At 68.6% G+C, this 25,345-nt stretch carries 22 protein-coding genes; 17 read left to right on the plus strand and 5 right to left on the minus strand.

All coding sequences use genetic code 11. The features are described 5' to 3' along the window. The first annotated feature begins 151 nt into the window (after positions 1 to 151). The 5 genes from LGN17_RS16290 (at position 152) to LGN17_RS16310 (ending at position 4,134) form a co-directional block, all read left to right on the plus strand. Positions 152 to 1,246 carry a serine hydrolase gene (locus LGN17_RS16290; RefSeq protein WP_226197708.1) on the plus strand — a complete coding sequence of 365 codons (1,095 nt, stop codon included), beginning with the start codon at positions 152 to 154 and terminating at the stop codon, positions 1,244 to 1,246. A gap of 44 nt (positions 1,247 to 1,290) precedes the next feature. Continuing rightward, positions 1,291 to 1,524, plus strand: a complete 234-nt coding sequence (locus LGN17_RS16295; RefSeq protein WP_226197709.1) for a hypothetical protein — start codon at positions 1,291 to 1,293, stop codon at positions 1,522 to 1,524. Between the two features lie 72 nt (positions 1,525 to 1,596). Beyond that, the gene (locus tag LGN17_RS16300) at positions 1,597 to 2,052 is read left to right on the plus strand and encodes a MarR family winged helix-turn-helix transcriptional regulator (protein WP_226197710.1); all 456 of its coding nucleotides are present in this window, start codon (positions 1,597 to 1,599) and stop codon (positions 2,050 to 2,052) included. 67 nt (positions 2,053 to 2,119) lie between these two features. Continuing rightward, positions 2,120 to 2,683, plus strand: coding sequence for an isochorismatase family protein (locus LGN17_RS16305; protein ID WP_226197711.1), 564 nt, complete (start codon positions 2,120 to 2,122; stop codon positions 2,681 to 2,683). Then, the gene (locus tag LGN17_RS16310) at positions 2,680 to 4,134 is read left to right on the plus strand and encodes a DHA2 family efflux MFS transporter permease subunit (RefSeq protein WP_226197712.1); all 1,455 of its coding nucleotides are present in this window, start codon (positions 2,680 to 2,682) and stop codon (positions 4,132 to 4,134) included. The genes LGN17_RS16305 and LGN17_RS16310 overlap by 4 nt, the downstream gene beginning before the upstream one ends. A 41-nt stretch (positions 4,135 to 4,175) precedes the next feature. Here the strand turns inward: LGN17_RS16310 and LGN17_RS16315 are convergent, their stop codons facing one another. Then, a complete protein-coding gene (locus tag LGN17_RS16315; protein ID WP_226197713.1) occupies positions 4,176 to 4,829 on the minus strand; it encodes a LysE family translocator in 654 nt (217 codons plus the stop codon). Between the two features lie 42 nt (positions 4,830 to 4,871). Here LGN17_RS16315 and LGN17_RS16320 point away from each other — a divergent pair, with 42 nt between their 5' ends. After that, complete coding sequence (locus tag LGN17_RS16320) at positions 4,872 to 5,747, plus strand: LysR substrate-binding domain-containing protein (protein WP_226197714.1); 876 nt, start codon at positions 4,872 to 4,874, stop codon at positions 5,745 to 5,747. Positions 5,748 to 5,759: 12 nt separating this feature from the next. Here the strand turns inward: LGN17_RS16320 and LGN17_RS16325 are convergent, their stop codons facing one another. Further along, a complete protein-coding gene (locus LGN17_RS16325; protein WP_226197715.1) occupies positions 5,760 to 7,478 on the minus strand; it encodes a SulP family inorganic anion transporter in 1,719 nt (572 codons plus the stop codon). Positions 7,479 to 7,971: 493 nt separating this feature from the next. On the opposite strand from LGN17_RS16325, the gene LGN17_RS16330 reads away from it, so the two are divergent. Next, positions 7,972 to 9,222 carry a mechanosensitive ion channel family protein gene (locus LGN17_RS16330; protein WP_226197716.1) on the plus strand — a complete coding sequence of 417 codons (1,251 nt, stop codon included), beginning with the start codon at positions 7,972 to 7,974 and terminating at the stop codon, positions 9,220 to 9,222. A gap of 54 nt (positions 9,223 to 9,276) precedes the next feature. On the opposite strand, the gene LGN17_RS16335 is transcribed toward LGN17_RS16330, so the two are convergent. Continuing rightward, positions 9,277 to 10,698, minus strand: a complete 1,422-nt coding sequence (locus tag LGN17_RS16335; RefSeq protein WP_226197717.1) for a PLP-dependent aminotransferase family protein — start codon at positions 10,696 to 10,698, stop codon at positions 9,277 to 9,279. A 155-nt stretch (positions 10,699 to 10,853) separates the two neighbouring features. On the opposite strand from LGN17_RS16335, the gene LGN17_RS16340 reads away from it, so the two are divergent. Together LGN17_RS16340 and LGN17_RS16345 are read left to right on the plus strand one after the other, a co-directional pair. After that, positions 10,854 to 13,178 (plus strand): FdhF/YdeP family oxidoreductase, encoded by a 2,325-nt coding sequence (locus LGN17_RS16340; protein ID WP_226197718.1) that lies wholly within the window; start codon positions 10,854 to 10,856, stop codon positions 13,176 to 13,178. 12 nt (positions 13,179 to 13,190) lie between these two features. Further along, the gene (locus LGN17_RS16345; protein WP_226197719.1) at positions 13,191 to 14,111 is read left to right on the plus strand and encodes a bestrophin family protein; all 921 of its coding nucleotides are present in this window, start codon (positions 13,191 to 13,193) and stop codon (positions 14,109 to 14,111) included. 18 nt (positions 14,112 to 14,129) lie between these two features. On the opposite strand, the gene LGN17_RS16350 is transcribed toward LGN17_RS16345, so the two are convergent. Then, positions 14,130 to 16,160, minus strand: a complete 2,031-nt coding sequence (locus tag LGN17_RS16350; protein ID WP_226197720.1) for an FUSC family protein — start codon at positions 16,158 to 16,160, stop codon at positions 14,130 to 14,132. Between the two features lie 145 nt (positions 16,161 to 16,305). Between LGN17_RS16350 and LGN17_RS16355 the strand changes: the two genes are divergently transcribed. From LGN17_RS16355 to LGN17_RS16390, 8 genes are all read left to right on the plus strand, one after another. Next, positions 16,306 to 17,208: a LysR family transcriptional regulator gene (locus LGN17_RS16355; RefSeq protein WP_226197721.1), complete on the plus strand. Its 903-nt coding sequence runs from the start codon at positions 16,306 to 16,308 to the stop codon at positions 17,206 to 17,208. Positions 17,209 to 17,605: 397 nt separating this feature from the next. Further along, complete coding sequence (locus LGN17_RS16360; protein ID WP_226197722.1) at positions 17,606 to 19,165, plus strand: DHA2 family efflux MFS transporter permease subunit; 1,560 nt, start codon at positions 17,606 to 17,608, stop codon at positions 19,163 to 19,165. Between the two features lie 174 nt (positions 19,166 to 19,339). Continuing rightward, complete coding sequence (locus LGN17_RS16365) at positions 19,340 to 19,669, plus strand: hypothetical protein (RefSeq protein WP_226197723.1); 330 nt, start codon at positions 19,340 to 19,342, stop codon at positions 19,667 to 19,669. Between the two features lie 242 nt (positions 19,670 to 19,911). Beyond that, entirely contained in the window at positions 19,912 to 20,247 is a 336-nt protein-coding gene (locus LGN17_RS16370; RefSeq protein WP_175968549.1) for a sugar ABC transporter ATPase, read from the plus strand. 136 nt (positions 20,248 to 20,383) lie between these two features. After that, positions 20,384 to 21,973: an ABC transporter substrate-binding protein gene (locus tag LGN17_RS16375; protein ID WP_226197724.1), complete on the plus strand. Its 1,590-nt coding sequence runs from the start codon at positions 20,384 to 20,386 to the stop codon at positions 21,971 to 21,973. A gap of 384 nt (positions 21,974 to 22,357) precedes the next feature. Next, a complete protein-coding gene (locus tag LGN17_RS16380) occupies positions 22,358 to 22,537 on the plus strand; it encodes a hypothetical protein (RefSeq protein WP_226197725.1) in 180 nt (59 codons plus the stop codon). Positions 22,538 to 22,569: 32 nt separating this feature from the next. Further along, positions 22,570 to 22,707, plus strand: coding sequence for a hypothetical protein (locus LGN17_RS16385; protein WP_226197726.1), 138 nt, complete (start codon positions 22,570 to 22,572; stop codon positions 22,705 to 22,707). Positions 22,708 to 22,761: 54 nt separating this feature from the next. Then, a complete protein-coding gene (locus LGN17_RS16390; protein WP_226197727.1) occupies positions 22,762 to 23,988 on the plus strand; it encodes a hypothetical protein in 1,227 nt (408 codons plus the stop codon). 17 nt (positions 23,989 to 24,005) lie between these two features. Here the strand turns inward: LGN17_RS16390 and LGN17_RS16395 are convergent, their stop codons facing one another. After that, the gene (locus LGN17_RS16395) at positions 24,006 to 25,313 is read right to left on the minus strand and encodes an Nramp family divalent metal transporter (RefSeq protein ID WP_226197728.1); all 1,308 of its coding nucleotides are present in this window, start codon (positions 25,311 to 25,313) and stop codon (positions 24,006 to 24,008) included. Between the last annotated feature and the right edge of the window lie 32 nt (positions 25,314 to 25,345).

Consider the following 25,345-nt stretch of genomic DNA (forward strand, 5'->3'; position numbering starts at 1 on the left):
CGCCGAACAGTGCCTGCGCCATTCACCGAATCGCGCATCGTTTCCCGCCTTCAATCATCATCGCCCCGCGATCGACCGTATAATTTTCCGCATCCCACTGCCCCCCGTACATTCCACGCAGCCTCAGCGCGCGTGAAAAGGAGACGTTCGCTTGACCGGCCTCATCGCGCGCCTGCCCTTTGCCCGAGCCACCCTGCTCGTCGCCCTGTCGATGCTGGTGCTCGCCTTCTCGACAAACGCGTCGTCCACGCCACGCAACCCGCCGCCGCGCGCCGCGCACGCTCATGCGCCGGCGAAAGCCGTCAAGAAAACCGTCAAGAAGAAGCCGGCCCAGCGCACCAAGAAGGCCGTCAAGCATCGCCGCCCGCGTGCGAAACACCAGGCAGTCAAGCGTCACGCGGCACCGGCCCCGCAGCAGCGTCGTTCCAAGCGCGCGACCGCCGTGCGCCCGCGCCCGGCCGCCAGGCCGCGCCTGATGGCGAGTTGCGGCTACAGCCCGCGCGCGGTCAATTCCCTCCATTCACGCGCGGCCTACGTGCTCGACGTCGACTCCGGCACGCCGCTGCTGGCGCGCAACGCACGCGCCGTGCGGCCGATCGCGTCGATCTCGAAGCTGATGACGGCCGTCGTCGCGCGTGACGCGGACCGTCCGCTGAACGGCGTGCTGCGCGTCACCGCGCACGACCGCGACACGATCAAGTTCACCGGGTCGCGCCTGCAGGTCGGCTCGGAACTGTCGCGCCGCGAGATGTTCCATATCGCGCTGATGTCGTCGGAAAACCGCGCGGCCGCCGCGCTGAGCCGCGACTATCCGGGCGGACGCGCCGCCTTCGTCAAGGCGATGAATCGCGAAGCGCGCCGGCTCGGCATGCGCCATACGCACTTCCGCGAGCCGACCGGCCTGTCGCCGCACAACGTGTCGACGGCCGAGGATCTCGCGAAGCTCGTCGGCGCGGCGGCGCAGGATCCGCTGATCCGCTATTTCTCGACGGATACGTCGACCACCGTGCGCCCAGGCGACGGCGAGCTGCTGTATGTGAATTCCGACCCGCTCGTCCGCTACCGCCGCCTGCCGATCCGGCTGCAGAAGACCGGCTTCATCAACGAGTCGGGGCACGGCGTCGTGATGCGCATGCGCGTGAAAGGCCGCCGCGAAACGGTCGTGCTGCTCGGCGCACCGACGCGCGCAGGCGTCTCGAGCGATGCCATCAAGATCCACCGCTGGCTGTCCTGCTCGATCCGGTAAGCGCACACGGGCGGCCGGCGCGTTCACCCTACGGGAGCGATGCCATGCAGGACGAATACCGCTTCAACGCATTCGGACGGCTGCTGGCCGTCGTGCGCATGAATGGCCGCTGGGCCGTGTTCGATCTCGGCACCGAAGGCAAACGGCGCCCGGCCAACCTGCATGTTCCGCCGACGCTCGCCGCCGACGAACTCGCGCAATACCTCGGCGACCTGCTGCACGAGAACGCGACCCCGAGATACAGCGAAGTCGTTCCGGTCCCGGTCCGCGGCGCATGACCGCCCTCCCGCTGCACCTCGATTCGGCGGACAATTAGACAGTTAAACTTGCAAGTTTAACTGTCGTGTCATATGATCCGCCGCATGAACCCGCCACGCAAACCCGGCGTTTCCGCCGACATCGTCGCCGCTGACCTGACCCTCGCGGTCGGCCAGCTGATCCGCCGGCTCCGCTCCGAGATCGAATCCGGGGGGCTCGGCATGTCCCAGACGAGCGCGCTCGCGCGCCTCGAACGGCACGGGCCGATGACGACCGCCGACCTCGCGCGCGCTGAAGCGATGAAGCCGCAGTCGATGAAGGCGACACTCGCAAGCCTCGAGGAAGACGGTCTCGTCGAGCGCGAACCGCATCCGACCGACGGCCGCCAGATCCTGTTCCGGCTGACCGCGGCCGGCCTCGATGCACGGCTCAAGCGCAACGCCGCGAAACACAAGTGGCTCGGCGCCGCGATCGAGCAGCTCGATCTGGAAGACATCGACACGCTCGCCGCCGCGATCCCGCTGATCCGCCGCATCGGCGAACAATGAATCCGGCCAGCGCGCCCCACGGCATTCGCGCTCACGGCTTTCCTCGTCCCTTCCACGGAGTCCCATCATGTGCGCAACCCGTCTCGACACGAACACGGCGCTCGTCGTCATCGACCTGCAGAAAGGCATCGTCACCCTCCCCACCGCGCATCCGGTCGAACCGGTGATCGCGCACGCCCGCGCACTGCTCGACGCATTCCGCGACCGCGGCCTGCCGGTCGTGCTCGTCAACGTCGCGGGCGGCGCTCCGGGTCGCACCCAGCAGCAGGTGCGCGTGGATCCGCTTCCCGCCGACTGGACCGAACTCGTGCCCGAACTGAACCGGCAGCCGGGCGATCACCTCGTAACGAAAAAGACCTGGGGGGCATTCACCGGCACCGACCTCGACGCGCACCTGAAGGCGGCCGGCGTCACGCAGATCGTGCTGGCCGGCGTCGCGACGAGCATCGGCGTCGAATCGACCGCACGGCAGGCGCACGAACTCGGCTACAACGTGACGCTCGCCGTCGACGCGATGACCGACCTCGACGCGGACAGGCATGCGAACAGCGTCGAGCGGCTGTTCCCGCGCCTCGGCGAGACGGGCACGACGCAGGACATCGTCGCGCTGCTCGACCGGCGCGGCGCGTGAGCGACCCGCGCGCCCGGCCGGCGCGAGGCCACGCGGGCGGCCAGCCCGATCCGTCGATCTGGAAGGTCAGCGCGGTCGCGGTACTCGGCTCGCTGCTGTCGCAGCTCGACGCGACGATCGTCAACGTGTCGCTGTCGAGCCTCGCGACCGACCTGCACGCGAGCCTCGCGACGATCCAGTGGGTGACGAGCGGCTACCTGCTCGCGCTCACGCTGGTGCTGCCGCTGAACGGCTGGCTCGTCGACCGGATCGGCGCGAAGGCGCTGTATCTGTGGTGCTTCTCGGCGTTCACGCTCACGTCGGCGCTGTGCGGGCTCGCATGGTCCGCGCCGTCGCTGATCGCATTCCGCGTGCTGCAAGGCGTGAGCGGCGGGCTGCTCGCGCCGATGGCGCAGATGATGATCGCGCGCGTCGCCGGCCAGCAGATGGCGCGCGTGATCGGCTACGCGGCCGTGCCCGTGCTGCTCGCGCCGATCCTCGGCCCGGTCGTCGCCGGCGCGATCCTGCAGCACGCATCGTGGCGCTGGCTGTTTCTCGTGAACCTGCCCGTCGGCATACTGGCGCTCGCGCTGGCCGTGCGGTTCCTGCCCGGCGACCGCGACGACACGCAGCCGCGCAAACTCGACTGGGTCGGCCTGGCACTGCTGTCGCCGGGGCTCGTGCTGTTCCTGTACGGCATCGAACGGATCAACGAAGCGCTCGGCATCGCGGCGATCGTCGCGGCCGCGCTGTTGCTCACGGCGTTCCTGCGGGTCGAAACGCGCCAGGGCGACCATGCGCTGATCGACCTGGCGCTGTTTCGCGGCAAGGTGTTCGGCGCGGCCGCGTCAACGCAGTTCCTGTCGAACGGCGCGCTGTTCGCGGGCCAGATGTTGATTCCGGTATTCCTGATCCAGGCCTGCGGCCGCACGCCTGGCGAAATGGGCTGGCTGCTCGCGCCGATGGGCCTCGGCATGCTCGTCACCTACCCGTCGATGGGTGCGCTGACGAGCCGGTTCGGCGTGCGGCGGCTGGCTGCCGCCGGCGCGCTGCTCGCGCTGTTCGCGACGCTGCCGTTCGTGTTCCTCGCGCTGACCGGCTACGATCCGTACTTGCTCGTGCCGGCGCTGTTTCTGCGCGGCATGGGCCAGAGCGCAATCGGCGCGCCGTCGATTTCCGCCGCGTATGCGTCGGTCGAGCGCCGCAACCTGCCGATGGCGACGACCTCGCTCAATATCGTGCAGCGTCTCGGCGGCCCGACGTTCACGACTGTCTGCACGCTGTTCCTCGCGTGGCGGCTGCAGGTCGAATCGGTGGCGAGCGGCGGCACGCAGGCGAACGCGTATGCTTGGGCGTTCGGCCTGCTTTGCGTGCTGCACGCGGCGAGCTTCGTCACGACGCTGCGGCTGCCGTTGGGGTCGGCCGGTGCGGACGGGAAACCCACCGGCACCGCGCGCGCCGGTTCGCGCTGACCGCGAACGCTGCGTCACGCCGCGCCGCGCGCGCGGCATCGCTACGGCAGCCACATCGGCACGATCGACACCACCAGCAGCGCGCCGAGCCCGGCATTCAGCCAGCGCCACTGCCGCTCCGTGCGCAGCACACGCGCGAACAGCAGCCCGGCGAAACACCAGAGCGACAGCGACGCCATCGCGGCCACCCCGAACGCCAGCCCGAGCAAGACGCCGAGCCGGGCCGGGCCGGAGGCGAGCGCGGCGAACGACGCGGCCGCGCCGAGCGTCATCGCCCAGCCTTTCGGGTTGTGCCAGAGCATCCAGACGCCGCTGACGAACCCCTGCGGCCGATGCACGGCGGCATCGAGCCGCGGCTTGCCGCCGCGCCCGATACGCACGGCCAGCCACACGAGGTACACCGAACCGATCGCCTTCATCGCGAGTTGCAACGCGGGGAGCGCCAGCAGCACGCCGCCGAGCCCGGCGGCAGCCGCGGCGGCCATCGACGCCAGGCCGGCCGAGATTCCGGCCATCAGCGGCAGCGAACGCCGATAGCCGAAATGCGCGCCCGAGGCGGTCGCGAGCGTCGTCGCGCCGCCCGGCGTCACAGTGGACACGATCACGAACAGCATCAGCGGCAGGTAGTCGCGGAACGGCACGGAAGCTCCCGGTTGTCGTCGTCGATGCCCCCGTTTTACCCGCGATCCTCCCATTACGACAGCGAAAGCTTTTTATGCCTGCCATTAGCATTCATAATGTATCGCATGGTACGCAATCTCGACATCGCGCTGCTGCGCGCCTTCGTCACGGTCGCCGAGCATCGCAGCATGACGGCGGCCAGCCGCGCGCTGCACCTGACGCAAGGCGCGATCAGCCAGCAGGTCGCACGGCTCGAAACGCTGTCCGGCCCGCTGTTCGTCCGCGAGCATCGCAACCTGCTGCTCACGGCGGACGGCGAGCGGCTGCTCGGGCAGGCGCGCCAGCTGCTCGCCCTACACGATGCGCTGCTGACCGACATGACGGCCGGCGCGGTCGAAGGCGCCGTGCGCCTCGGTGCGCCGCAGGATCTCGTCGGCAGCTGTCTCGCACCGATCCTCAAAGGCTATGCGCAGGCGCATCCACAGGTCGCGCTCACGCTCGTGTGTGCCGCATCGCCGGAACTGCGCCAGGGGCTCACGCAGGGTGAACTCGACGTCGCGCTGATCGAGGCGCCGGTCGGGCCGTCGCGCGGCGAGTGCATCGCCGTCGACCGCCTGGTCTGGGTCGGCGCGAAAGGCGGCACCGCGTACCGGAACACGCCGCTGCCCGTATCGCTGGTCGCGCAGACCTGCGCGTTCCGCCCGACGGTGCTCGACGCGCTGCGCGGCTGCGATCGCGCGTGGCGCACCGTGTTCGAGAACGGCAGCATCGACGCGACGGCCGCGACCGTGCGCTCCGACCTCGCCGTGACCGCCTGGCTTGCGTCGACCGTACCGGCCGACCTCGATATCCTGCCGGCCGGCAGCGGCCTGCCCGCACTGCCGAACTTCGCGATCAACCTGCACCTGCCGCGCGGCCAGCGCACGCCGGCCGCGGCGGAACTCGTCCGCCACCTGCGCAACGGCTTCGCGCGCTTGCGGGCTGCCGCGTAGCGCCGGTTCCCGTTAGACGGTGCCCGGCTCCTGCGGCGCCACCGTCGTACCGGCGGCCTCCAGTGCCTGATGCAGCGTCGGGAAGATGCACGACGCGCCGACGATCTCCGTGATCCGGTGACGATCCATGTCCGCGCGCAGATAGCGGTTGACCCGCCCGAACAGCACGCCGATCCCGCGTGTGTGCAACATCCCGACGAGGTCGGCCAGCGTCCGCGCGGCCGAATAGTCGATGTCGGTGATCGCGCCCGCATCGACGACGAACCAGCGCGTCGGCACCGGCGCCGCATCGACGAGCTCGGTCACTTCGGCCGTGAACAGATGATCATTCGCGAAGAACAGGTCGGAGCCGAACCGGTAGACGATCAGCCCCGGTGCCGTCATCGCGCCGCGCCTTGCAGGTACCGGCTGCCATCGTCCATTGCCTTCGACCGGTTCGAGCACCATCGTGTGCGGCTGGTAGCTGTGGCGCACGTGACGCATCAGCGACAGCGCGACGGCCAGCAGGATGCCGTGCTCGACGCCGACCGTCACGACGGCCACGGCCGTCACCAGCGCGAGCGTGAATTCGCCGGGGCTTTCCTTGCGGATCGCGGCGAGGCTGCGCAGGTTGATCAGCCCGAGCGCGATCGTGAACACGATGCCGGCCAGCACCGCATGCGGCAGGTACTGCAAATACGTGCTGAAGAACAGCAGGACCACCGCCACCACGGCCGCGAACGCGAGATGCCCGATCTGGCTGCGCACGCCCGCGCCGTCGGCCATCGCCGTCTGGGTCGGGCTGCCGTTGACGACGAACGCGCCGCCCACCGCCGCAGCCGCGTTGGCGGCCGCCAGGCCGAGGATGTCGGCGTTGGTGTCGACCTCCTCGTCGTACTGCTGCGCGAACACGCGCGCGGCGGCCGCGCTCTGCGCAATGATCATCACGAAACACGACGCGGCGACCGGCACGAGATCGAGGAACTGCTGCCACGTGACGGACGGCCAGCGCAGCGGCGGCAGCCCGCCCGCGACCGGCCCGAGCACCGCGATGCCGTGTGCGGCGAATCCGAACGCGGCGCTTGCCGCGATGCTGCCCGCGACCGCGATCATCGGCATCGGCACGCGCGGCAGGAACCGCTTGCACGCGAGAATCGCGACGACGACGAGCGCCGCGAGCGCGAACGTCGGCCGGTTCGTGTGGACGAGATGCGTGACGACGTAGAAGAGCTGCGCCAGGCTGCGCGACGCCGGGTACGGCACGGCCAGCCCGAGCATGTCGCCGAGCATCGCGATCGACACCTGCACGCCGACGCCGGCGAGAAAGCCGACCAGCACCGTGCGCGACAGGAAATCGGCGAGAAAACCGAGCTTGAAGATGCGCGCGAGCAGCAGCATCGCGGCGGTCAGTAGCGCGACCATGCCGGCCAGCGCCACATACTCGGCGCTGCCGGCCGGCGCCATCGACGACAGCCGGCTCGCGAAGATCGTCGCGGTCGCGGAGTCGGCGGCGACCACGAGATGGCGCGACGCGCCGAAGCACGCGAACGCAATGAGCGGCAGGAACACCGTATAGAGGCCCGTGACGGCCGGCATGCCGGCGATGCGCGCATAACCGAGCACCTGCGGGATGTCCATCGACGCGAGCGAAAGGCCCGCGAATATGTCGCGGAGGGCCCCGCCGCGGCGGATCGGGAGGATGCCTTTCAGCAGCCGCGCGCCCGACGGGCGGCTTTCGTTGGAATCTTGCATGCGTGGAATGCGTGAATACGGGGTGACGTGGTTCGCAAAGTCGTTCGCGCATCGTGCCCCGGACAGGCATCGCATGGCAAGTGCGCGAAGGAGGCGCGTGTCGCTCACCGTCGGCGACGGGCCGCATGCAACGACGAACGGCGCACCGACGATCCATGCGACGTCCGCATGATTGCATGGATCGCCGTTCTCGCGCATCGAAGCGCAAAGGCCCGCCGCAGCGGGGCCCGGCCGCGCCCCGGCCAGTGCGCAACACAAGCCGCCACACGCACGTGCGGCGGCTTGCGGTGATGCGCTTTCATCACCCGCCGTCACCCGATTACAGAGGAGACCTGCGCAATGGTGAGGAGGTTCGGGAGCCGCGCACCCGGCATCCACGGCAACCTGCCTGGAACCCGATGGCACAATCACGGTCCCTTTCATGTGCCCTTCACCGGGCGCGCGCCGCGCCGCGGCGCCGATTCAACGCACGAGAAGGCCCCTGTTCGCCCCTATGACCCTGAACGAATCCTGGTTTGCGCCGCTCGTCGGCATCCTCATCCTGCTCGCCGCCGCCGGCGCGATCACCGCCGTCGTCCATTTCCTGCTGTTCCGCGTGGTCGCGCGGCTCGCACGGCTTTCCGCCACGCGCGTCGACGACGCGCTGTTCGAGTTCGGCGCGTTCAAGTGGCTGAACCGCATCGTCCCGTTCGTCGTGATCAAGCTCGGCCTCGGCGCAGTGCCCGGCATTCCCGACAAGGCCGCCCAGGTCGCCCAGGTCGCCGACAAGGTGCTGTTCGCGCTGCTCGTGTTCCTCGTGTCGATGACGATCAGCGCGACGCTGTCCGCGCTCGAACACACGCATCGCACGCACCATCGCGACCAGCCGCGCCTGTCGCTGAAAGGCGCGATGCAGCTCGTCAAGCTCGTGATGTTCATCACGGCCGCGCTGGTCGTGATCGGCGACGCGACCGGCAAGCAGATCGGCCTGCTGCTGTCCGGCATCGGCGCGATGTCCGCGGTGCTGATGCTGATCTTCAAGGACACGCTGCTCGGCCTCGTCGCGGGCGTGCAGCTGTCGTCGAACGACATGCTGCGGATCGGCGACTGGATCACGATGCCGTCGGCCGGCGCGGACGGCACCGTGATCGACATCACGCTGAACACCGTCAAGGTCGCGAACTTCGATCACACGATCATCACCGTGCCCACCTGGAAGCTGATCACCGAGAGCTACCAGAACTGGCGCGGGATGACCGAAGCGGGCGGACGCCGCATCAAGCGTGCGCTGTTCGTCGACGCGACGAGCGTGCGCTTTCTCGCCAACGACGAGATCGAGCGGCTCGAGCGCCTGACGCTGCTGAAGGACTATCTCGAGGACAAGGTCGACGCGATCGAGCAATGGAACGGCACGCTCGGCGCGGCCGGCGACTGTGCGGCGAACCGCCGCCAGTTGACGAACCTCGGCACGTTCCGCGCGTATGTCGCGAACTACCTGAAAGGCCATCCGCGCATCCGCCGCGACATGACCTGCATGGCGCGGCAACTGCCGCTCACCGCCGAAGGCATTCCGCTCGAACTGTACTGTTTCACCGACACGACGACGTGGGTCGACTATGAGGCCATCCAGGCCGACCTGTTCGATCACCTGATCGCCGTGCTGCCCGAGTTCGGACTGCGCGTGTACCAGCACCCGTCGGGCTTCGACATGCGGCAGATGGCCGGCGCCGCGCAAACCGGGCTGCCCGCGCCGCACGCGGGTTGATGCGCGCGACGGCGGCCGGTCGTCGACCGCCGCTTGCCGCGCGGCCCCCTGCACTCAGCGCGCCGCGCACTCCGACGCGAGCCGCCCGAGCACCTTCAACGCGTCCTCGATCTGCCGCGACCACGGATAGCTGTAGTTGAGCCGGATGAAATGCCGGTAGTCGGTGCCGGCCGAAAACATGTGCCCGGGGCCGACCGTGATCCGCTGCGCGAGGGCCAGCGCATACAGCTTCATCGCGTCGACCTTGGGCGGCAGCTCGACCCACAGCACGTACCCGCCCTGCGGTTGCGACAGCCGCGTGCCCTCCGGAAAGAAACGCCGCACCATCGCGCTCATCAGGCTCGCCTGCTGCGCGTACTGCTTGCGCATGCGCCGCAGGTGGAAATCGTAGCCGTCGTGTTTCAGGTACTCGGCGATCGCGAGCTGCTCGATCGCGGGCGTGGCCAGCGTGTTCAGGAATTTCAGCTTCTCGACCTGGTCGCGGTAGCGGCCCGGCATCGCCCAGCCGATCCGGTAGCGCGGCGACAGGCTCTTCGAGAACGACGCGCAATGCAGCACGAGCCCGTCGCGGTCGAACGACTTCAGCGCGCTCGGCGTCGTGTCGCCGAAGTACAGCTCGTGATAGACATCGCTCTCGATCGCCGGCACGCCGTGCTTCGCCAGCAGTTCGACGAGCGCGCGCTTGCGCGTGTCGGGCATCTGGAAACCGAGCGGATTCTGGAAATTCGGCATCACCATGCACGCGGCGATGCGCTCGCGCTCGAGGATCCGTTCGAGCGCGTCGAGATCGATGCCGTCGCCCGGATGCGTCGCGACTTCCAGCGCGCGCATGCCCATCCGCTCGATCGCGTGCAGCATCGCGTAGAACGTCGGCGATTCGACGGCGATCGTGTCGCCCGGCTTCGCGACGGCCTGCAGGCACAGGTTGATCGCCTCGGTCGCGCCGATCGTCACCACGATCTCGCCGGGTTCGACCGCGATCCCGCGCTCCGCATAACGACGCGCGATCTGCCGGATCAGCTCCTGGTTGCCGGGCGGCAGATCGTCGATCACGCCCCAGCGCGTGCGGCGGCGGCCGATCGTCTGCGCATAGCGCGCGAGACGCTGCACCGGAAACTGCGACGCATCGGGATACGGCGAGCCGAGCGGCACCGCGTCGTCGCGCGCGATCGAGCGCAGCGTCGACAGCACGAGACGGCTCACGTCCACGGCCGACGGCTCGGCGGCCGGCGCCGACATGTGCAGCTCGGCCTCGGCCGGCGCCGCTGCGCGCGCGCGGACGAAATAGCCCGATTGCGGCCGGCTCTCGATCAGGCCGCGGCTTTCGAGCACGAGGTACGCGCGCAGCACGGTCGTGACGCTGAGCTGCTGCTGCCGGCTCGCCTGCCGCACCGACGGAATCCGCTCGCCGGGCCGGTACATGCCGCGCTCGATCTGCGCCTGGAGATCGTCGGCCAGTTGTTCGTAACGCTTCATGCGCCTTCCTTTCAACTTCCCTTCAACAACACAGTTGCGATCCGCACTGCCTGAATGGCGGCAACTGTACTCTTTTTTGAAGTGGACAGGTGTACACACAGCCGGACGGGTGCCGCACGTACTCTGCACGCATCGACCCCGACACCCGCTGCATCATGAAAAAGAAATCCGCCACCGCGCGCATCGAACCGTACACCCACCCGGCCGCCGGCTGGGGCGCGCTGAAAGCCGTCACGATCAACCTGATCAAGGAAAAGGTCGCAGGCGGCAACTACCGTACGCTGCTGCGCCAGAACCAGCCGGACGGCTTCGACTGCCCGGGCTGCGCATGGCCCGACCGCCAGCACGCGTCGACGTTCGAATTTTGCGAAAACGGCGTGAAGGCGGTCGCCGCCGAAGCGACGAGCAAGCGCGTGACGCCCGAATTCTTCGCCGCGCACACGGTCACCGAGCTGCTCGAACAGTCGGACTTCGAACTCGAGCAGCACGGCCGGCTCACCGACCCGATGGTGTATGACGCGCAGACCGACCGCTACGTGCCGATCGCGTGGGACGACGCGTTCGCGCTGATCGCGCGCCACCTGCGCGCGCTGCCCGACCCGAACCAGGCCGCGTTCTACACGTCCGGGCGCGCCAGCAACGAAGCAGCGTTCCTGTACCAGCTGCTCGTGCGGCTGTACGGCACGAACAACTTCCCCGACTGCTCGAACATGTGCCACGAGGCGACGAGCCGCGGGCTGCCGGCGTCGGTCGGCGTCGGCAAGGGCACCGTCACGCTCGACGATTTCGAACAGGCGGACACGCTGCTGATCTTCGGCCAGAACCCGGCCACCAACCACCCGCGGATGATGGGCGAACTGCGCGAGTGCGCGAAGCGCGGCGCGACGATCGTGTCGATCAACCCGCTGAAGGAACGCGGCCTCGAACGCTTCGCCGATCCGCAAAGCCCGCTCGAGATGCTGACGATGTCGGGCACGAAGATCGCGTCGACGTTCATCCAGCCGACGATCGGCGGCGATTTCGCGCTGATCAAGGGGATGGCCAAGCGCGTGCTCGAACTCGACGACGCCGCACGCACCGCCGGTGCGCCGCGTGTGCTCGACACCGCGTTCATCGGCGAGCATACGGCCGGCTTCGACGCGTTCGCCGACGACCTGCGCAACGAAAGCTGGTCCGCGCTGACGGCCGAAAGTGGCGTGCCGTACGAACAGATCGACGGCCTCGCGCAGCTTTATGCGCGCAGCGAGCGCGTGATCGCGACATGGGGCATGGGCATCACGCAGCACAAGCATTCGGTCGCGACCGTGCAGATGCTGACGAACCTGATGCTGATGCGCGGCAACATCGGCCGCCCCGGCGCGGGCCTGTGCCCGGTGCGCGGTCACTCGAACGTGCAGGGCAACCGCACGGTCGGCATCGAGGAAAAGCCGTCGCAGGCGTTCCTCGACCGGCTCGGCCGCGTGTTCGACTTCGAGCCGCCGCGCCATCATGGCTATGACGTCGTCGAGACGATCGAAGGGATGCTCGAAGGCCACGTGAAGGTCCTGATCGGCCTCGGCGGCAACTTCGCGATGGCGACGCCCGACACGCCGCGCACGTGGGAAGGCATGCGCCGCTGCGACCTCTCCGTGCACATCACGACGAAGCTGAACCGCAGCCACCTGATCCACGGCCGCGACGCGCTGATCCTCCCGACGCTCGGCCGCACCGAGATCGACCTGCAGGACAACGTCGCGCAAGGCGTGACGGTCGAGGATTCGATGAGCATGGTCCACGTGTCGTACGGGATGAACAAGCCGGCGTCGCCGAACCTGATGTCGGAGCCCGCGATCGTCGCGCACATGGGCCACGCGTTGTTCGGCAGCGGCAAGATCGACTGGCTGGCCTACAAGGACGACTACGCGAAGATCCGCGACGCGATCGAGGCGACGCTCGACGGCTTCTACGACTACAACACGCGCATCGCGCGGCCGGGCGGCTTCCACCTGCGCGTGGCGTCGCGCGACCGCGAATGGCTCACGCCGACGGGCAAGGCGAACTTCATCGCGCACGCACTGCCGGCCGACACGCCGATCCAGCGCGCCCGCGCACTGCACGGCGAACGGCTGATGACGCTGATGACGACGCGCTCGCACGACCAGTACAACACGACCGTCTACGGGCTCGACGACCGCTATCGCGGCGTGTTCGGCCAGCGCCGCGTGGTGTTCGCGAACCGCGACGACCTCGCGATGCTCGGCCTGAAGGCCGGCGAATGGGTCGATATGGAAACCGTGTGGCACGACGGCATCGAGCGGCGCGCGGACGGCTTCCTGCTCGTCGAATACGACATCCCGCGCGGCTGCATCGGCGCGTACTACCCGGAAACGAACCCGCTCGTGCCGCTCGACAGCGTCGGCGACGTGTGCAACACGCCGACGTCGAAGTCGATTCCGGTGCTGCTGCATCGCGCGGCCGCGCCGGCGTCGATCGCCGCCTGACGGAGCGCGGCGATGATCGTTCGTCCGCGCGAGCACTGGCTGCGGATGCTGCTCGTCTGGAACGGCTCGGTGCTGCCGACCATCCTGCCGCAGCTCGTGCTGACGCTCGCGATCAGCCTCGTCGCGGTATGGGGCGGCGGCCGCGTGCTCGGCGAGAAGGTGCCGCTGAACCCGACGCCGTTCACGCTGATCGGCCTCACGCTCGCGATCTTCGCGGGGTTTCGCAACAACGCGAGCTACGAACGCTACCGCGAAGGCCGGCAACTGTGGGGCGGCGTGCTGACCGCCTCGCGCACGCTGGTGTCGCAGGCGCTCTGCTACGGTGCGGTCGACCGTGACGATGCATCGCGGCGCGCCTTCGTGCGGACTGTCGTCGCGTACGTCTATGCGCTCAAGCATCAGCTGCGCGGCACCGATCCGGCCGCGGACCTGCGCGGGCTGCTCGACGGCGCCGCCTACGCGCGCATCGCCGCGTCGCGGTTCCGCCCGGTCGTCATCGTGCACGCGCTGCGCGAAGCGTTCGCCGTGCGCGCCGATGCGGGCCACCTCTCCGACACGCGGCTGTGGATGCTCGACGCGCGTCTCGACGATCTGGTATCGATGGTGAGCGGCTGTGAACGGATCGCGTCGACGCCGATACCGTTTTCATACGACGTGCTGCTGCACCGGACCATCTACGCGTACTGCGTGCTGCTGCCGTTCGGTCTCGTCGACTCGATCGGCGCGGCGACGCCGTTCGTCACCGTGTTCGTCGCCTATACGCTGATCGCGCTCGACGCAATCGCACATGCGATCGCCGAGCCGTTCGGCGACGGGCCGAACCATCTCGCACTCGATGCGATGACGCGGCAGATCGAGCGCACGCTGCTCGAACTGAACCGCGAGCCGCTGCCGGCGGAAGTGACGCCGGGCAAGGCCTATCGCCTCAGCTGACGCACGCCGGGCGCTCCATCATTCCTGACGGCCTCGCAGGAAGCCATCGTGCGCGGCCGCCGTCTCGGCGATCGTGCTGAGCAACACCGCGCCGCGCAGCAGCGCGCGGCCGTCGTCGCTGTCGACCTCCTTCACACGCCGCAGTAGCGCATGGGCTGCCGCGTTGCCGGCCCGCGCCAGCCGCGAGAAATCCGCGCGCCCTACCCGAGCCCGCACCAACGCAACCGCTCGCCGCGCCGCCGGCTCGCGTGCCGCCAGTTCCGCCAACGCCAGCAGGCTGTCGCCGATCGTCCAGGCCGCTAGCAGATCGCGCAGGTCGTGCTCGATGAGAGCGGGCGACAGACGGCCCGCGAAGCCGAGTTCACGCCCGAGACGGTCGGCCGTGCGGCTCAGCCACGCACTCGCCCGCAACGCCCGTGGATTGCGTGCGATGCGAACCAAATCGTCGCGCACCGCGCGATGCAGGCGCCGCCGGCTCGTGCCGGGATCGCCGGGAAACACGAGCGCGAACACCAGTGCCCCGAACGCGATGCCAAGCAGCGTGGCGAGCGCCGAATTGAGAAACGCGGCGTCGCCGATGCGCGCCGTATTGTCCGGCGACGTGAAATTCCAGAAGAAGATCGAGAAGCCGCTGCCGATGCCGGCCGTGCGCGGATTGCGCATCGCGATGCCCGTGCCGATCATGAACACGCCGAGGATGTAGGCGAGCATCTCGAAGCCCGACACCGCCGGCAGCAGCACGAAATTGCAGAGGGCGCCCGCGACCGCCGCGCAAGCCGCCCCTTTCAGGAAGCCGACGGTGGCGCCCACCGAGTTCGGGCGCGTTGAGAACAGCGCGCAGACCACGCCCGTGATCGCGACGAACCCGGCGCCCGACGGCCACGCGGTTACGATCCAGAGCGCCGAGGCGACCAGCACCGCAATGAACGCGCGAATCCCGTTGTGCCAAGCGAGCACCGGATCGTGGTGGAACGCGTAGCGCACGGGCGACGCCGTCGGGTTCGGCCGGTCCAACTGCGCCTTGCCCGCGAAGGCGGCGTCGAAACCGGCAAGCAGCACCGCCAGCCGGTCGAGCGTGAGCAGGCGCGACGGGTCCGAGCCGGCCGGCTCGGCGGCCTCGGCGCGCACCGCGGCGTCCACGCGCGCACGCAATGCGGTCAACTCGGCGCCTGCTGCGCCCGACGCCGCCACGCCGTCGAGCACCTGCGCGGCATCGGCGACCAGCGGGTCCGGCGTGCCGCCGCTGCGCGCCGCGTGCTCGTGCAGCGCTTGCCCCGCAGCCTGCGCGGACAGCACGCCCAGCACCGCCGCGCGCAGATGGCCGATCGCGTTGCGCACCGGCGGCGCGCCGGCAGCCGCATACTCGGCCGCCGTGTCGAGTTCGAGCGCGTCCGCGAACAGCCGGTGCACGGCCGCGCCGTTCGGCTCGCGGCGCAGCGCACCCGCGCCGACGGCCACTGCGCGGTCCAGATAGCGCGCGAGCCGCGTACGGACGTCGGCCAGCGGCGAACCGGGTGCGAACACCGTCTCGAACGCCGCGCCGCACAGGATGCCCACCACCACGTACAGAAAACGCGCGGTCGCGATGTCGAATGCGTGCAGCGGCGCGGCTACGGCGTCCATCGCGATGATGGCCGCCGTATAGCCCGCGAGCACCGCCGCATACGCGCGGAAATTACGCAGGAAGGTCGCGACGCCCGCACACAGGCCGATCCACGCGGCGAGCGCCGGCAGGAACAGCTCGGGCGTCTGCGCGAACGCACCGGTCAGCACGAGCGCGACGGCCGCGCCGATCGCGGTGCCGAGAATCCGGTACTGGCTCTTCGACAAACCCATTCCGCGGCTACCCTGCGCGACGATCCACACCGTCGACGCGGCCCATTTCGGGTCGTCGAGATTCATCCGGAAGGCGATGTAGAGCGCGAGCAGCGACGCGGCCGTATTGCGCAATGCGAAGCCAAGGGCGCCGGGCGGCAGCGTGGGCCGGGCGTCGCGCAGCGCGGTGCGCACGGTCGCGAACGGCGGCAGAGGAGGCAAGGCGAATTTCATGCGGCGAGCATACGGGGGCGCGCCGCCGCCACTAAGAGGCGCGGACAGGATGCGTTATTGCTCCTGGCAGGATAATCGCCGCCGCGCGGAGCGATTCGGCCGGCGAAGGTAAGATGCGCGCAGGTCGAACACTGACGCACCCCGTATGGACTTCGAAAGCATCCGGATATTCCTGCGCGTGGTCGAGCGCGGCAATTTCACCGCCGCCGCCACGCATCTCGACATGCCGCTCAGCCGCGTGAGCCGCAAGGTCAAGCAGCTCGAGGACGATCTCGGCGTCCAGCTGCTGTACCGGACCACGCGCCGCGTCTCCGTCACCGAGGCCGGACGCGACTACTACGAGCGCTGCCTGCGCGCCGAGGACATCCTGCTCGACGCCGACCGGCAGGCCCGCGCGCTGCGCACGGCGCCGGAGGGCATGCTGCGCGTGCTGGTGCCCTACTCGATCGGCTTGTTCGAACTGGAGCCGGCGCTCGCCGAGTTTCGCCGGCGCTACCCGCTGGTCCAGCTCGTGCTGATCTACGACAACAACCCGCTCGATCTCGTCGAGCACGGCTTCGACGTGGCGCTGCGCGCGGGGGTGCTGACCGATTCCAGCTACATTGCGCGCTCGCTCGGCTGGTCGCAGGCGAAGCTTGCCGCGAGCCCGGCCTATCTCGACCGCGCCGGCCGGCCCGCCACGCCGCAGGATCTCGCGCGGCACGACCTGCTGCTCGTCGGCCGCGACGCGCCCGGCCTGACGCTGCGGCTCACCAATGCGGCCGGCGACGTGGCCGACGTGCCGGTGCGGCCGGTGCTGATCACCAACGAATCGATGACGGTGCTGCGCCAGGCCGCGGGCGGCGGCGGCATCGCGCTGGTGTCGACGCACTACACGGCCCGCCGGCTCGAGCGGAACGAACTCGAAATCGTGCTGCCCGACTGGCACCGGACCGACGACGTCGAGCTGCACGTGCTGTATCCGCGACGCGCGACCCTCGACAGCAAGGTGCGCGCGTTCGTCGATTTCCTGGCGGAGGTGTTCACGGGATGGCGCACCGCGCCGTAACCCGCACGGTTCGCACACCGATTGTTGCGGCAAGCGAAATCGATTGATGAGCCGGCCCGTGTTGATGGCGGCTCGCCACATCGTTAGCCTGTCGCCATGCAAAATCATTCCACACGCGACGGCAGCCGCCTGAGCGCTGCCCGCAGGCGCGTCACGCGCGTCCCGCCTTCCTGACCGGCCGCATCCCGCCTCCCGAAGCCCGCCACGGCTTCATGCATCCGATCGAGCAGCACGTCGCACGCATCGGCCCCATCCACCGGGCTGCGCTGCGCGCGCCGTGCCCACTTCCGTTCAGCAGCCGCGCCTGCGCCGCGTTCGCGCGCGTGCGCGGCCGCGCGCGGCGGTGCGTGCCCGCCGCAACGGGCCGCATCCGTTACGCCCCTTACGCAGGAAACGCATGTCCACTCCGTCATCTTCGGCCCCGTTATCGGGCGGCCGCCTCGCGATCGGCACGATCGCGGTATCGCTCGCGATGTTCATGAACGTGCTCGACTCGTCGATCGCGAACGTCGCGATTCCGACGATCTCGGGCGACCTCGGCGTGTCGGTCGACGAAGGCACGTGGGTGATCACGATCTTCGCGGCGGCGAACGCGGTGTCGATTCCGTTGACCGGCTGGCTCACGCAGCGCTTCGGCCAGGTACGCCTGTTCGTCACGTCGATCCTGCTGTTCGTGTTCGCGTCGTGGCTGTGCGGGATCGCGCCGAACCTGCCGACGCTGCTCGCCGCACGGATCCTGCAGGGCGCGGTCGCCGGGCCGCTCGCGCCGCTGTCGCAGGCGCTGCTGCTCGGCGCGTGGCCGCGGCGGAAATCGTCGAGCGCGCTGGCGCTGTGGTCGATGACGGCGCTCGTCGGCCCGATCGCGGGGCCGTCGCTCGGCGGCTGGATCACGTACGACTACAACTGGTCGTGGATCTTCTACATCAACATCCCGGTCGGCTTCTTCGCGGCCGCCGTCACGTGGATCGTGTTCCGCGACCGCGAATCGGCCACGAAACGCATGCCGATCGATACGGTCGGCCTGTTGCTGCTCGTGCTGTGGGTCGCATCGCTGCAGATCATGCTCGACAAGGGCAAGGATCTCGACTGGTTCAACTCGCCCGTCGTCGTCGCGCTCGGCATCGTCGCGCTGATCGGCTTCGCGTTCTTCCTCGTGTGGGAGCTCTACGAAACCAACCCGATCGTCGACCTGCGGCTCTTCACGCAGCGCAATTTCGCAGGCGGCACGATCGCGATCTCGGTCGCGTACGGGATGTTCTTCGGCACGCTCGTATTGCTGCCGCAGTGGATGCAGGGCTATCTCGGCTACCGCGCGGTCGACTCGGGGCTCGCCACCGCGCCGCTCGGGCTGTTCGCGATCCTGCTCACGCCGGTCATGGGGCGCCTGCTGCCGCGCACCGACCCGCGCTACATCGCGACACTCGCGTTCGTCGGCTTCGCGGTTGTCTTCATGATGCGCACGACCTTCTACACCGACGTGTCGCGCTGGGATCTCGTGCTGCCGACGCTGCTGCAGGGCATCCCGATGGCGATGTTCTTCGTGCCGCTGACGTCGATCATCCTGTCCGGGTTGCCGCCGGAAAAGATCCCCGCCGCCGCCGGCCTGTCGAACTTCGGCCGCACGTTCTGCGGCGCGGTGGGCACGTCGCTGATCAGCAACGCGTGGAACGACCGCACGATCCTGCATCACGTGCGGCTCACCGAACAGGCGAGCGTCACCAACCCGACCTTCGCGCAGCACGTCGACACCACGCGTTCGCTGCTGCACCTCGGCCCCGATTCGGCGCTCGCGTTCTTCAACGCATCGGTCGATTCGCAAGCGGCCGTGATGGGGCTGAACGACATCTTCTACGTGTCGGCGATCATCTTCATCGCGATCATTCCGCTGATCTGGATCACGAAACCCACGCGCTCGGGCGGCGGCGACGCCGACGCGGCGGCCGCCGGCGCGCATTGATCCGCATGCGCGACGGCCGGGCCTCGCGCGGCACGCGCGGGGCCCGCGCCGCAACGCCCCGACGTAACAAAGACTTGCAATCGATACAGGCAGAAACGTCAACAGCAGGGGCCCCCTCCGCGTTTTTTGGACAAGCGCCCACGATCCGGACGCACAACGACAGGAGAAAACACCATGCGAGCCCTTACCCGCCATCTCGCGATTGCCGCCACCCTGATGTCGGTGCTGACCGGCACCGCGTTCGCCGACACGCCGTGGCAACAGGCGCATCCGCGCCGCGAAGAGGTCAACCAGCGCCTCGCAAACCAGAATCGCCGGATCCATCACGAAGTGAAGGAAGGCGAGATGTCGCACGCCCAGGCCGCGCGCCTGCACCGTGACGACCGCAAGATCCGCCAGGAAGAGCGGGACATGGCTGCGCAGGATCACAGCCACATTACGAAGAGCGAACAGCACGTGCTGAACCAGCAGGAAAATGCGGTCAGCAACAAGATCGGCCAGTAACGCCGGCAAGCGCCCAGTCGCCATCGCCTGAACGCCCGCTGCCGCCGCCCGGCAGCGGGTGCTTGTTGTATCGAATCGTTTCAACGCCCGAATCGCGTCAAACGCTGCGGGTATACTCCGACGTCAGCCGCCGGCCGTATCGACCGTCAAGAACGGCCCGATTCCGGGCGGTTTCGTCGCGAAGCCTCGCGTTTCGCCTACCCCGCGCCCCAGCCTCGATACGAGACACACGACGACCGACCATGAAACGATTCCTGCTGCTTCTTCCCGCCGCCCTGCTCGCCGCCTGCGGTTCCGCACCCTCGCCCGACTCGGCCGCTTCCTCCGGCGCAGCGCCGATGATCTACGTGTCGTCGCAACGCCCGGCCTACGCGATCGCCAACTGCCTCGACAGCCGCCTGTCGGGCACCGAGCAGTCGCAGCACAACGGCGTGACCGACATCGCCGTCGGCTCGAACTCGTACTTCGTCACGCTGACGCCGTCGGGCAACGGCTCGGTCATCAAGGTCGTGCGCGGCTCGGGCAACGAGCCGGCCGAGGAAGCGATGCGCTTCGCGATCGCGCGCTGCGCGATCTGATCCGAACCCGCCGATGCCGGGCGTCCGCCCGGCTCGCTCCCGCGCGCCAGCCCGCCGGCGCGCACGCCGAATATTTTCATCCGGGCGGCCGTCGATGAGAGAATCGCAGCCACGATTTCCTTTCAACGGAGCCCGCATGAAGCACCTGCTGTCCCGGCTGTTCGTCAGCGCCGCGCTCGTCGCGCTTGTTCCGGCATGGCCGGCACAGGCGGCCACGCCGCCCGGCATCTTCGTCGTCGCCACGCAGCTCGGCGAATTCACGACCCTCGACCCGAGCGGGATCTACGAGCTGGTGCCGTCCGAGTACGTCGCGAACACCTACGAACGCCTGGTGCGGGTCGACCTGAAGGACCCGACTCGCTTCGACGGGCAGATCGCCCAATCGTGGACGGTCGGCGCCGACGGCGTGACCTACACGTTCAAGCTGCGCCCCGGCCTCACGTTCCATTCCGGCAACCCGGTGACCGCCGACGACGTCGCGTGGTCGCTGCAGCGCACCATCCTGCTCGACAAGGGGCCGGCCGGCGTGCTCGCCGATCTCGGTCTCACGAAGGCGAACGTGATGCAGAAGGTGCGTGTGGTCGATGCGCAGACCGTCGTGCTCGAAACCGACCGCAAGTACGCGCCGAGCTTCGTGCTCAACGTGCTGAGCGCGTGCCCGGCATCGGTCTTCGACAAGAAGCTGCTGCTGTCGCACCAGCAGGGCAACGATTTCGGCAGCGGCTGGCTCCGGACCAACGACGCAGGCTCGGGCCCGTACCAGCTCGTCAAGTGGACGCCCAACGAGACCATCGTGCTGCAGCGTTTCGACAAGTACCGCACGCCGTACCCGATGAAGCGCGTCGTGCTGCGTCACGTGCCCGAAGCGTCCGCGCAGCGGCTGCTGCTGGAGAACGGCGACGCCGACGCCGCTCGCAACCTGAGCCCCGACAGCCTCGCCGCGCTGACGAAGGCCGGCAAGATCAAGGTCGCGTCGTGGCCGGTGTCCGCGCTGTTGTACCTGAGCCTGAACACGAAGAACCCGAACCTCGCGAAACCCGAGGTGCAGCAGGCGATGAAATGGCTCGTGGACTACGACGGCATCCAGCGCAACATCGTCAGCACGACCTACAAGGTGCATCAGACCTTCCTGCCCGAAGGCTTCCTCGGCGCGTCGAACGCGCGGCCGTACAAGCAGGACGTCGCGAAGGCGAAGGCGCTGCTCGCCAAGGCCGGCTTGCCGAACGGCTTCGACGTGACGATGGACATGCCGAACGACTATCCGTACCTCGAGATCGCACAGGCGCTGCAGGCGAACTTCGCGCAGGGCGGCATCCGCGTGAAGCTGATTCCGGGTGATGCAAAGCAGGCGATCGGCAAGTACCGCGCACGCCAGCACGACATCTTCGTCGGCGAATGGTCGCCCGACTACATGGACCCGAACAGCAATGCGCGCGGCTTCGCGTGGAATCCCGACAACTCCGACCAGTCGCCGACGAAGATGCTCGCGTGGCGCAACAGCTGGGACATTCCGCAACTGACGAAGGACACCGAGGCCGCACTCGTCGAGCCGTCGCCCGCGAAGCGCGCACAGCGCTACGAAGCGCTGCAGAAGGCCGTGCTCGCGAACTCGCCGTTCATCATCATGTTCGAGAAGGTCGTGCAGGTCGCGACGCGCCCCGGCGTGACCGGGCCGGAAATCGGGCCGATCAACGATCTCGTGTCATACCGCACGCTCGCGAAGTAATCGGGGCTGCCCGCGCGGCCGGCCATGCCGGCGCGCGGGTAATCGCCGCAAGCCGCCGCAAGCCGCCGCAAGCCGCCGCGTCGGCGCTAGGCCGTGCGGCGGCCGGCGATCTACAATGGCCGGCGCCGCGGGGGCCGGCTGGTCCCGGCGATGGCACCCACCACCGAGTTCGCTACGCGAAGGAAAAACGGATGCGCACGCTACAACAACTGAGAATGGAATTCCTGCAGTACAAGATCGAACCGATCGGCTGGCTCGGTGACAGCCCTTCCCGCTTCGACTTTTATACGGAAACGGCGATCGGCTGCGACACCATCCTCGAGCTCGGCGTGTTTACCGGGCTGACCACGACGGCCTTCATGCTCCGCGCAACCGAAGCGCCTCGTGTCGGTCGACATCTCCGACGAGCACTTCCACATCCGGCGCGAACTGGAGCAGGCCGCGCAAGACCTGTTAGTCGACTTCGAATTCAGGATCGCCGACGATCTCGCGATGGAGCCGCTGGCATCCGACCTGTTGTTCATCGACACCACGCACACGTACGAGCAGACGCTCGCGAACTGAACCGCTTCGGCCCGCTGGCACGCAAGAAGATCGTGCTGCACGACATGACCACGGCCGGCGTGTACCAAGCCGTGTTCCAATGGCTGTGGGACAACAAGCAGTTTCATATTACGTATCACGACAGCCGCGGTTGCGGCGCGGTCGTCTGCGAGCGCCACGTCGGCTACTGAGCCGGGCAGGCCCACCGGGGAAAACACATGCATTAGAGCGAGCACGCGGTCTGCGTGGCGATCAACGACAACAACCGCGCATGGTACGAAATGCTCGTACCGTTCCTGCTGTCGCTGCGGCACACCGGCTACGACGGCCGGATCGCGGTGATCGGCTACGGGCTCTCCGAACGCAAGCGGCGGATCCTGGCGAGCCAGTCGATCGACGTGATCGAAGCATCTGGCGCATATGCGCTGCCGCTCGGCCGCTTCATCGAGGCCGCCGAGTATTGCGCCCGCAACCCGCAGATCCGCAAGCTCGCGCTGTACGACGCCGACATCTGGTTCTGCGCGGCGGAGTTCGACCTGTTCTCGCAGATCGGCGACGACCGGATCCACGCGTGCCCCGACCCGCTGTTCTGCACGTTCGTCGTCACGCCGCTGATCGGCGAGCGGCGCGACGCTCATTGGCGTCTCGTCGTCGACGAAGTCCGCGCGCGCCACGGCGGTGCGCTGCAGGCCGGGCTCGTCGCCGGGACCGCGGACGCGTGGGCGCGCTACGCCAGCCATCTGCGCGACTGCATTGCCCGCATCGGCACCGATTTCCAGGAATGCTTCGGGATCGATACGACGTTCCTGCACCTGTGGAGCGCGCAAGGCGAAACGGCGCTGCTCGATCCGGTCCAGAACTTCGTCAGCAAGTACGGCATTCACGAGGCGTTCGACGCAAGCGACGGCACGACGACGCTCCAGTATCACGGCGAGCCGATCCGCGCGCTGCACATGACCGGCGATATCCGCTTCCTCGACCGCTGGCGCTACTACGCAAACCACACCGACGCCGCGCTACGCGACGGCGTGCCGTTCGCGCTGTCGGACGGCACGCCGGTGCAATCCGACGCGGTGGCCGCGCGCATCGCGGCGGCCGACTACCTGCGCTCGGCCGGGCTGACCGTCGCGGCCGCGGCGATCGAGGAAAGCGCCGGCGCCTATCTGCAGGCGATCGACGAACCGGGCGGCACGATGCTGATCGGCAGCGGAAACCACGAAGCCGTGTTCACCGCGACCCGCGACATCGCGCGGCTGAACGTCTACGTCACGCATCCGTCCGGCTCGCCGTCGCCGCTGCTGTGCGAAGTGCTGGTCGACGGGCAGCCCCAGCGCAAAGGCACCGAGCTGATGGCGCATTTCTGGTATCGGATCGTGGCCGGCACCGTCATCACGCTGCGCTCGACGAGCCTCGGCGGCCAGCAGTGCAACGTGATCTGGCGGCTTCGCGAGGCGCCGGACATGCAGCAGTAGGCGCCGGCCGCGGCCGTTCAATTGAAGGCCGCCCACACCAGGTACGCATTCAACCCGACGATCACGACCGTCGCCGCCCCGGCGACGATCCGCAGCGGCAGCCGCATCGCGTAAGCACCCATCACGTCCGCGCGCGCCGACAGCATCAGCAGCGCGATCATCGGCAGCGGCAGCACGAAACTCAGCACGACCTGGCTCGCGACCATCGCGCGCGTGACGTCGCAGCCGAGCGCGACAACCGCGAACGCGGGCGCGATCGTCACCGCGCGCCGCACCCAGACCGGCACGCGGCGGTGGATGAAGCCCTGCATCACGACCTGCCCGGCCATCGTGCCGACCACCGAACTCGACACGCCCGACGTCAGCAGCGCGACGAGAAACAGCACGCCGGCCGCCGGCCCGAGCACCGGGATCAGCGTGTGATACGCGGCGCCGATGTCGGTCATGCCCGGCGCGCTCGCGTGAAACGCCGACGACGCCATCATCACCATCGCGAGATTCACGAACCCGGCCAGCCCGAGCGCGACGACCACCTCGCGGTTCGAGAAACGCACGAGCCGCCGCCGCTCCGCCTCGTTGCGCGGCGCGGTGCGATCCTGCGTGAGCCCCGAATGCAGATACAGCGTGTGCGGCATGATCGTCGCGCCGATGATCCCGACCGCGATCGTCAGCGCCGCATGATCCGGGATCTGCGGAACGACCAGGTGAAACACGGCCGCGTGCCAGTCCTGCGGCGCGATCAGCAGTTCGCCGAGATAGCACGCGCCGATCACGCCGACCAGCGCCGCGATCGCGGCCTCCAGCGGCCGGAAGCCGCGCTTTTCGAGCGCGAGGATCGCGCAGGTCGCGAGCGCCGTCGCGATCATCCCCGCGAACAGCGACAGGTGACACAACAGCCCGAATGCGAGCGCGCCGCCAAGGAATTCGGCGAGGTCGGTCGCCATCGCGGCGATCTCGGACGCGACCCACATGCCCCACACGACCGGCGCGGGAAAGCGGTCGCGGCACAGCTCCGCGAGATTGCGGCCGGTCACGATGCCGAGCTTCGCGGACATCGCCTGGAACAGCATCGCGATCGCGTTCGCGGCCAGCACGACCCACAGCAGCCGGTAGCCGTACGCGGCGCCGGCCTGGATGTTGGTCGCGAAGTTGCCGGGATCCATGTAGCCGATCGACGCGATGACGGCCGGACCGACGAACGGCAGCAGCGCGGCGACGCCGGTGCGGCGCCCTTCCAGCGCGGCGCGCGCGGCGCCGTCGGTGTGCCCGGTGGGCCGGCCCGGCAGCGCGAAGCCGCCGGCAGGTTTGCTCGTGACGGGAATCATGGTGAGGTTCCGTTCGAATGAGGAAGGCTTCC

The sequence above is a fragment of the Burkholderia sp. AU30280 genome, from assembly GCF_020420125.1.
Lineage (GTDB): Bacteria > Pseudomonadota > Gammaproteobacteria > Burkholderiales > Burkholderiaceae > Burkholderia.

Bases quoted from the DNA above. Each gene is read 5' to 3' on its own strand.
- LGN17_RS16295 (WP_226197709.1), top strand. From the start codon at position 1,291: ATGCAGGACGAATACCGCTTCAACGCATTCGGACGGCTGCTGGCCGTC.
- LGN17_RS16300 (WP_226197710.1), top strand. From the start codon at position 1,597: ATGATCCGCCGCATGAACCCGCCACGCAAACCCGGCGTTTCCGCCGAC.
- LGN17_RS16305 (WP_226197711.1), top strand. From the start codon at position 2,120: ATGTGCGCAACCCGTCTCGACACGAACACGGCGCTCGTCGTCATCGAC.
- LGN17_RS16315 (WP_226197713.1), bottom strand. From the start codon at position 4,829: ATGGGAGGATCGCGGGTAAAACGGGGGCATCGACGACGACAACCGGGA.
- LGN17_RS16320 (WP_226197714.1), top strand. From the start codon at position 4,872: ATGTATCGCATGGTACGCAATCTCGACATCGCGCTGCTGCGCGCCTTC.
- LGN17_RS16325 (WP_226197715.1), bottom strand. From the start codon at position 7,478: ATGCAAGATTCCAACGAAAGCCGCCCGTCGGGCGCGCGGCTGCTGAAA.
- LGN17_RS16330 (WP_226197716.1), top strand. From the start codon at position 7,972: ATGACCCTGAACGAATCCTGGTTTGCGCCGCTCGTCGGCATCCTCATC.
- LGN17_RS16335 (WP_226197717.1), bottom strand. From the start codon at position 10,698: ATGAAGCGTTACGAACAACTGGCCGACGATCTCCAGGCGCAGATCGAG.
- LGN17_RS16340 (WP_226197718.1), top strand. From the start codon at position 10,854: ATGAAAAAGAAATCCGCCACCGCGCGCATCGAACCGTACACCCACCCG.
- LGN17_RS16345 (WP_226197719.1), top strand. From the start codon at position 13,191: ATGATCGTTCGTCCGCGCGAGCACTGGCTGCGGATGCTGCTCGTCTGG.
- LGN17_RS16350 (WP_226197720.1), bottom strand. From the start codon at position 16,160: ATGAAATTCGCCTTGCCTCCTCTGCCGCCGTTCGCGACCGTGCGCACC.
- LGN17_RS16355 (WP_226197721.1), top strand. From the start codon at position 16,306: ATGGACTTCGAAAGCATCCGGATATTCCTGCGCGTGGTCGAGCGCGGC.
- LGN17_RS16360 (WP_226197722.1), top strand. From the start codon at position 17,606: ATGTCCACTCCGTCATCTTCGGCCCCGTTATCGGGCGGCCGCCTCGCG.
- LGN17_RS16365 (WP_226197723.1), top strand. From the start codon at position 19,340: ATGCGAGCCCTTACCCGCCATCTCGCGATTGCCGCCACCCTGATGTCG.
- LGN17_RS16370 (WP_175968549.1), top strand. From the start codon at position 19,912: ATGAAACGATTCCTGCTGCTTCTTCCCGCCGCCCTGCTCGCCGCCTGC.
- LGN17_RS16375 (WP_226197724.1), top strand. From the start codon at position 20,384: ATGAAGCACCTGCTGTCCCGGCTGTTCGTCAGCGCCGCGCTCGTCGCG.
- LGN17_RS16395 (WP_226197728.1), bottom strand. From the start codon at position 25,313: ATGATTCCCGTCACGAGCAAACCTGCCGGCGGCTTCGCGCTGCCGGGC.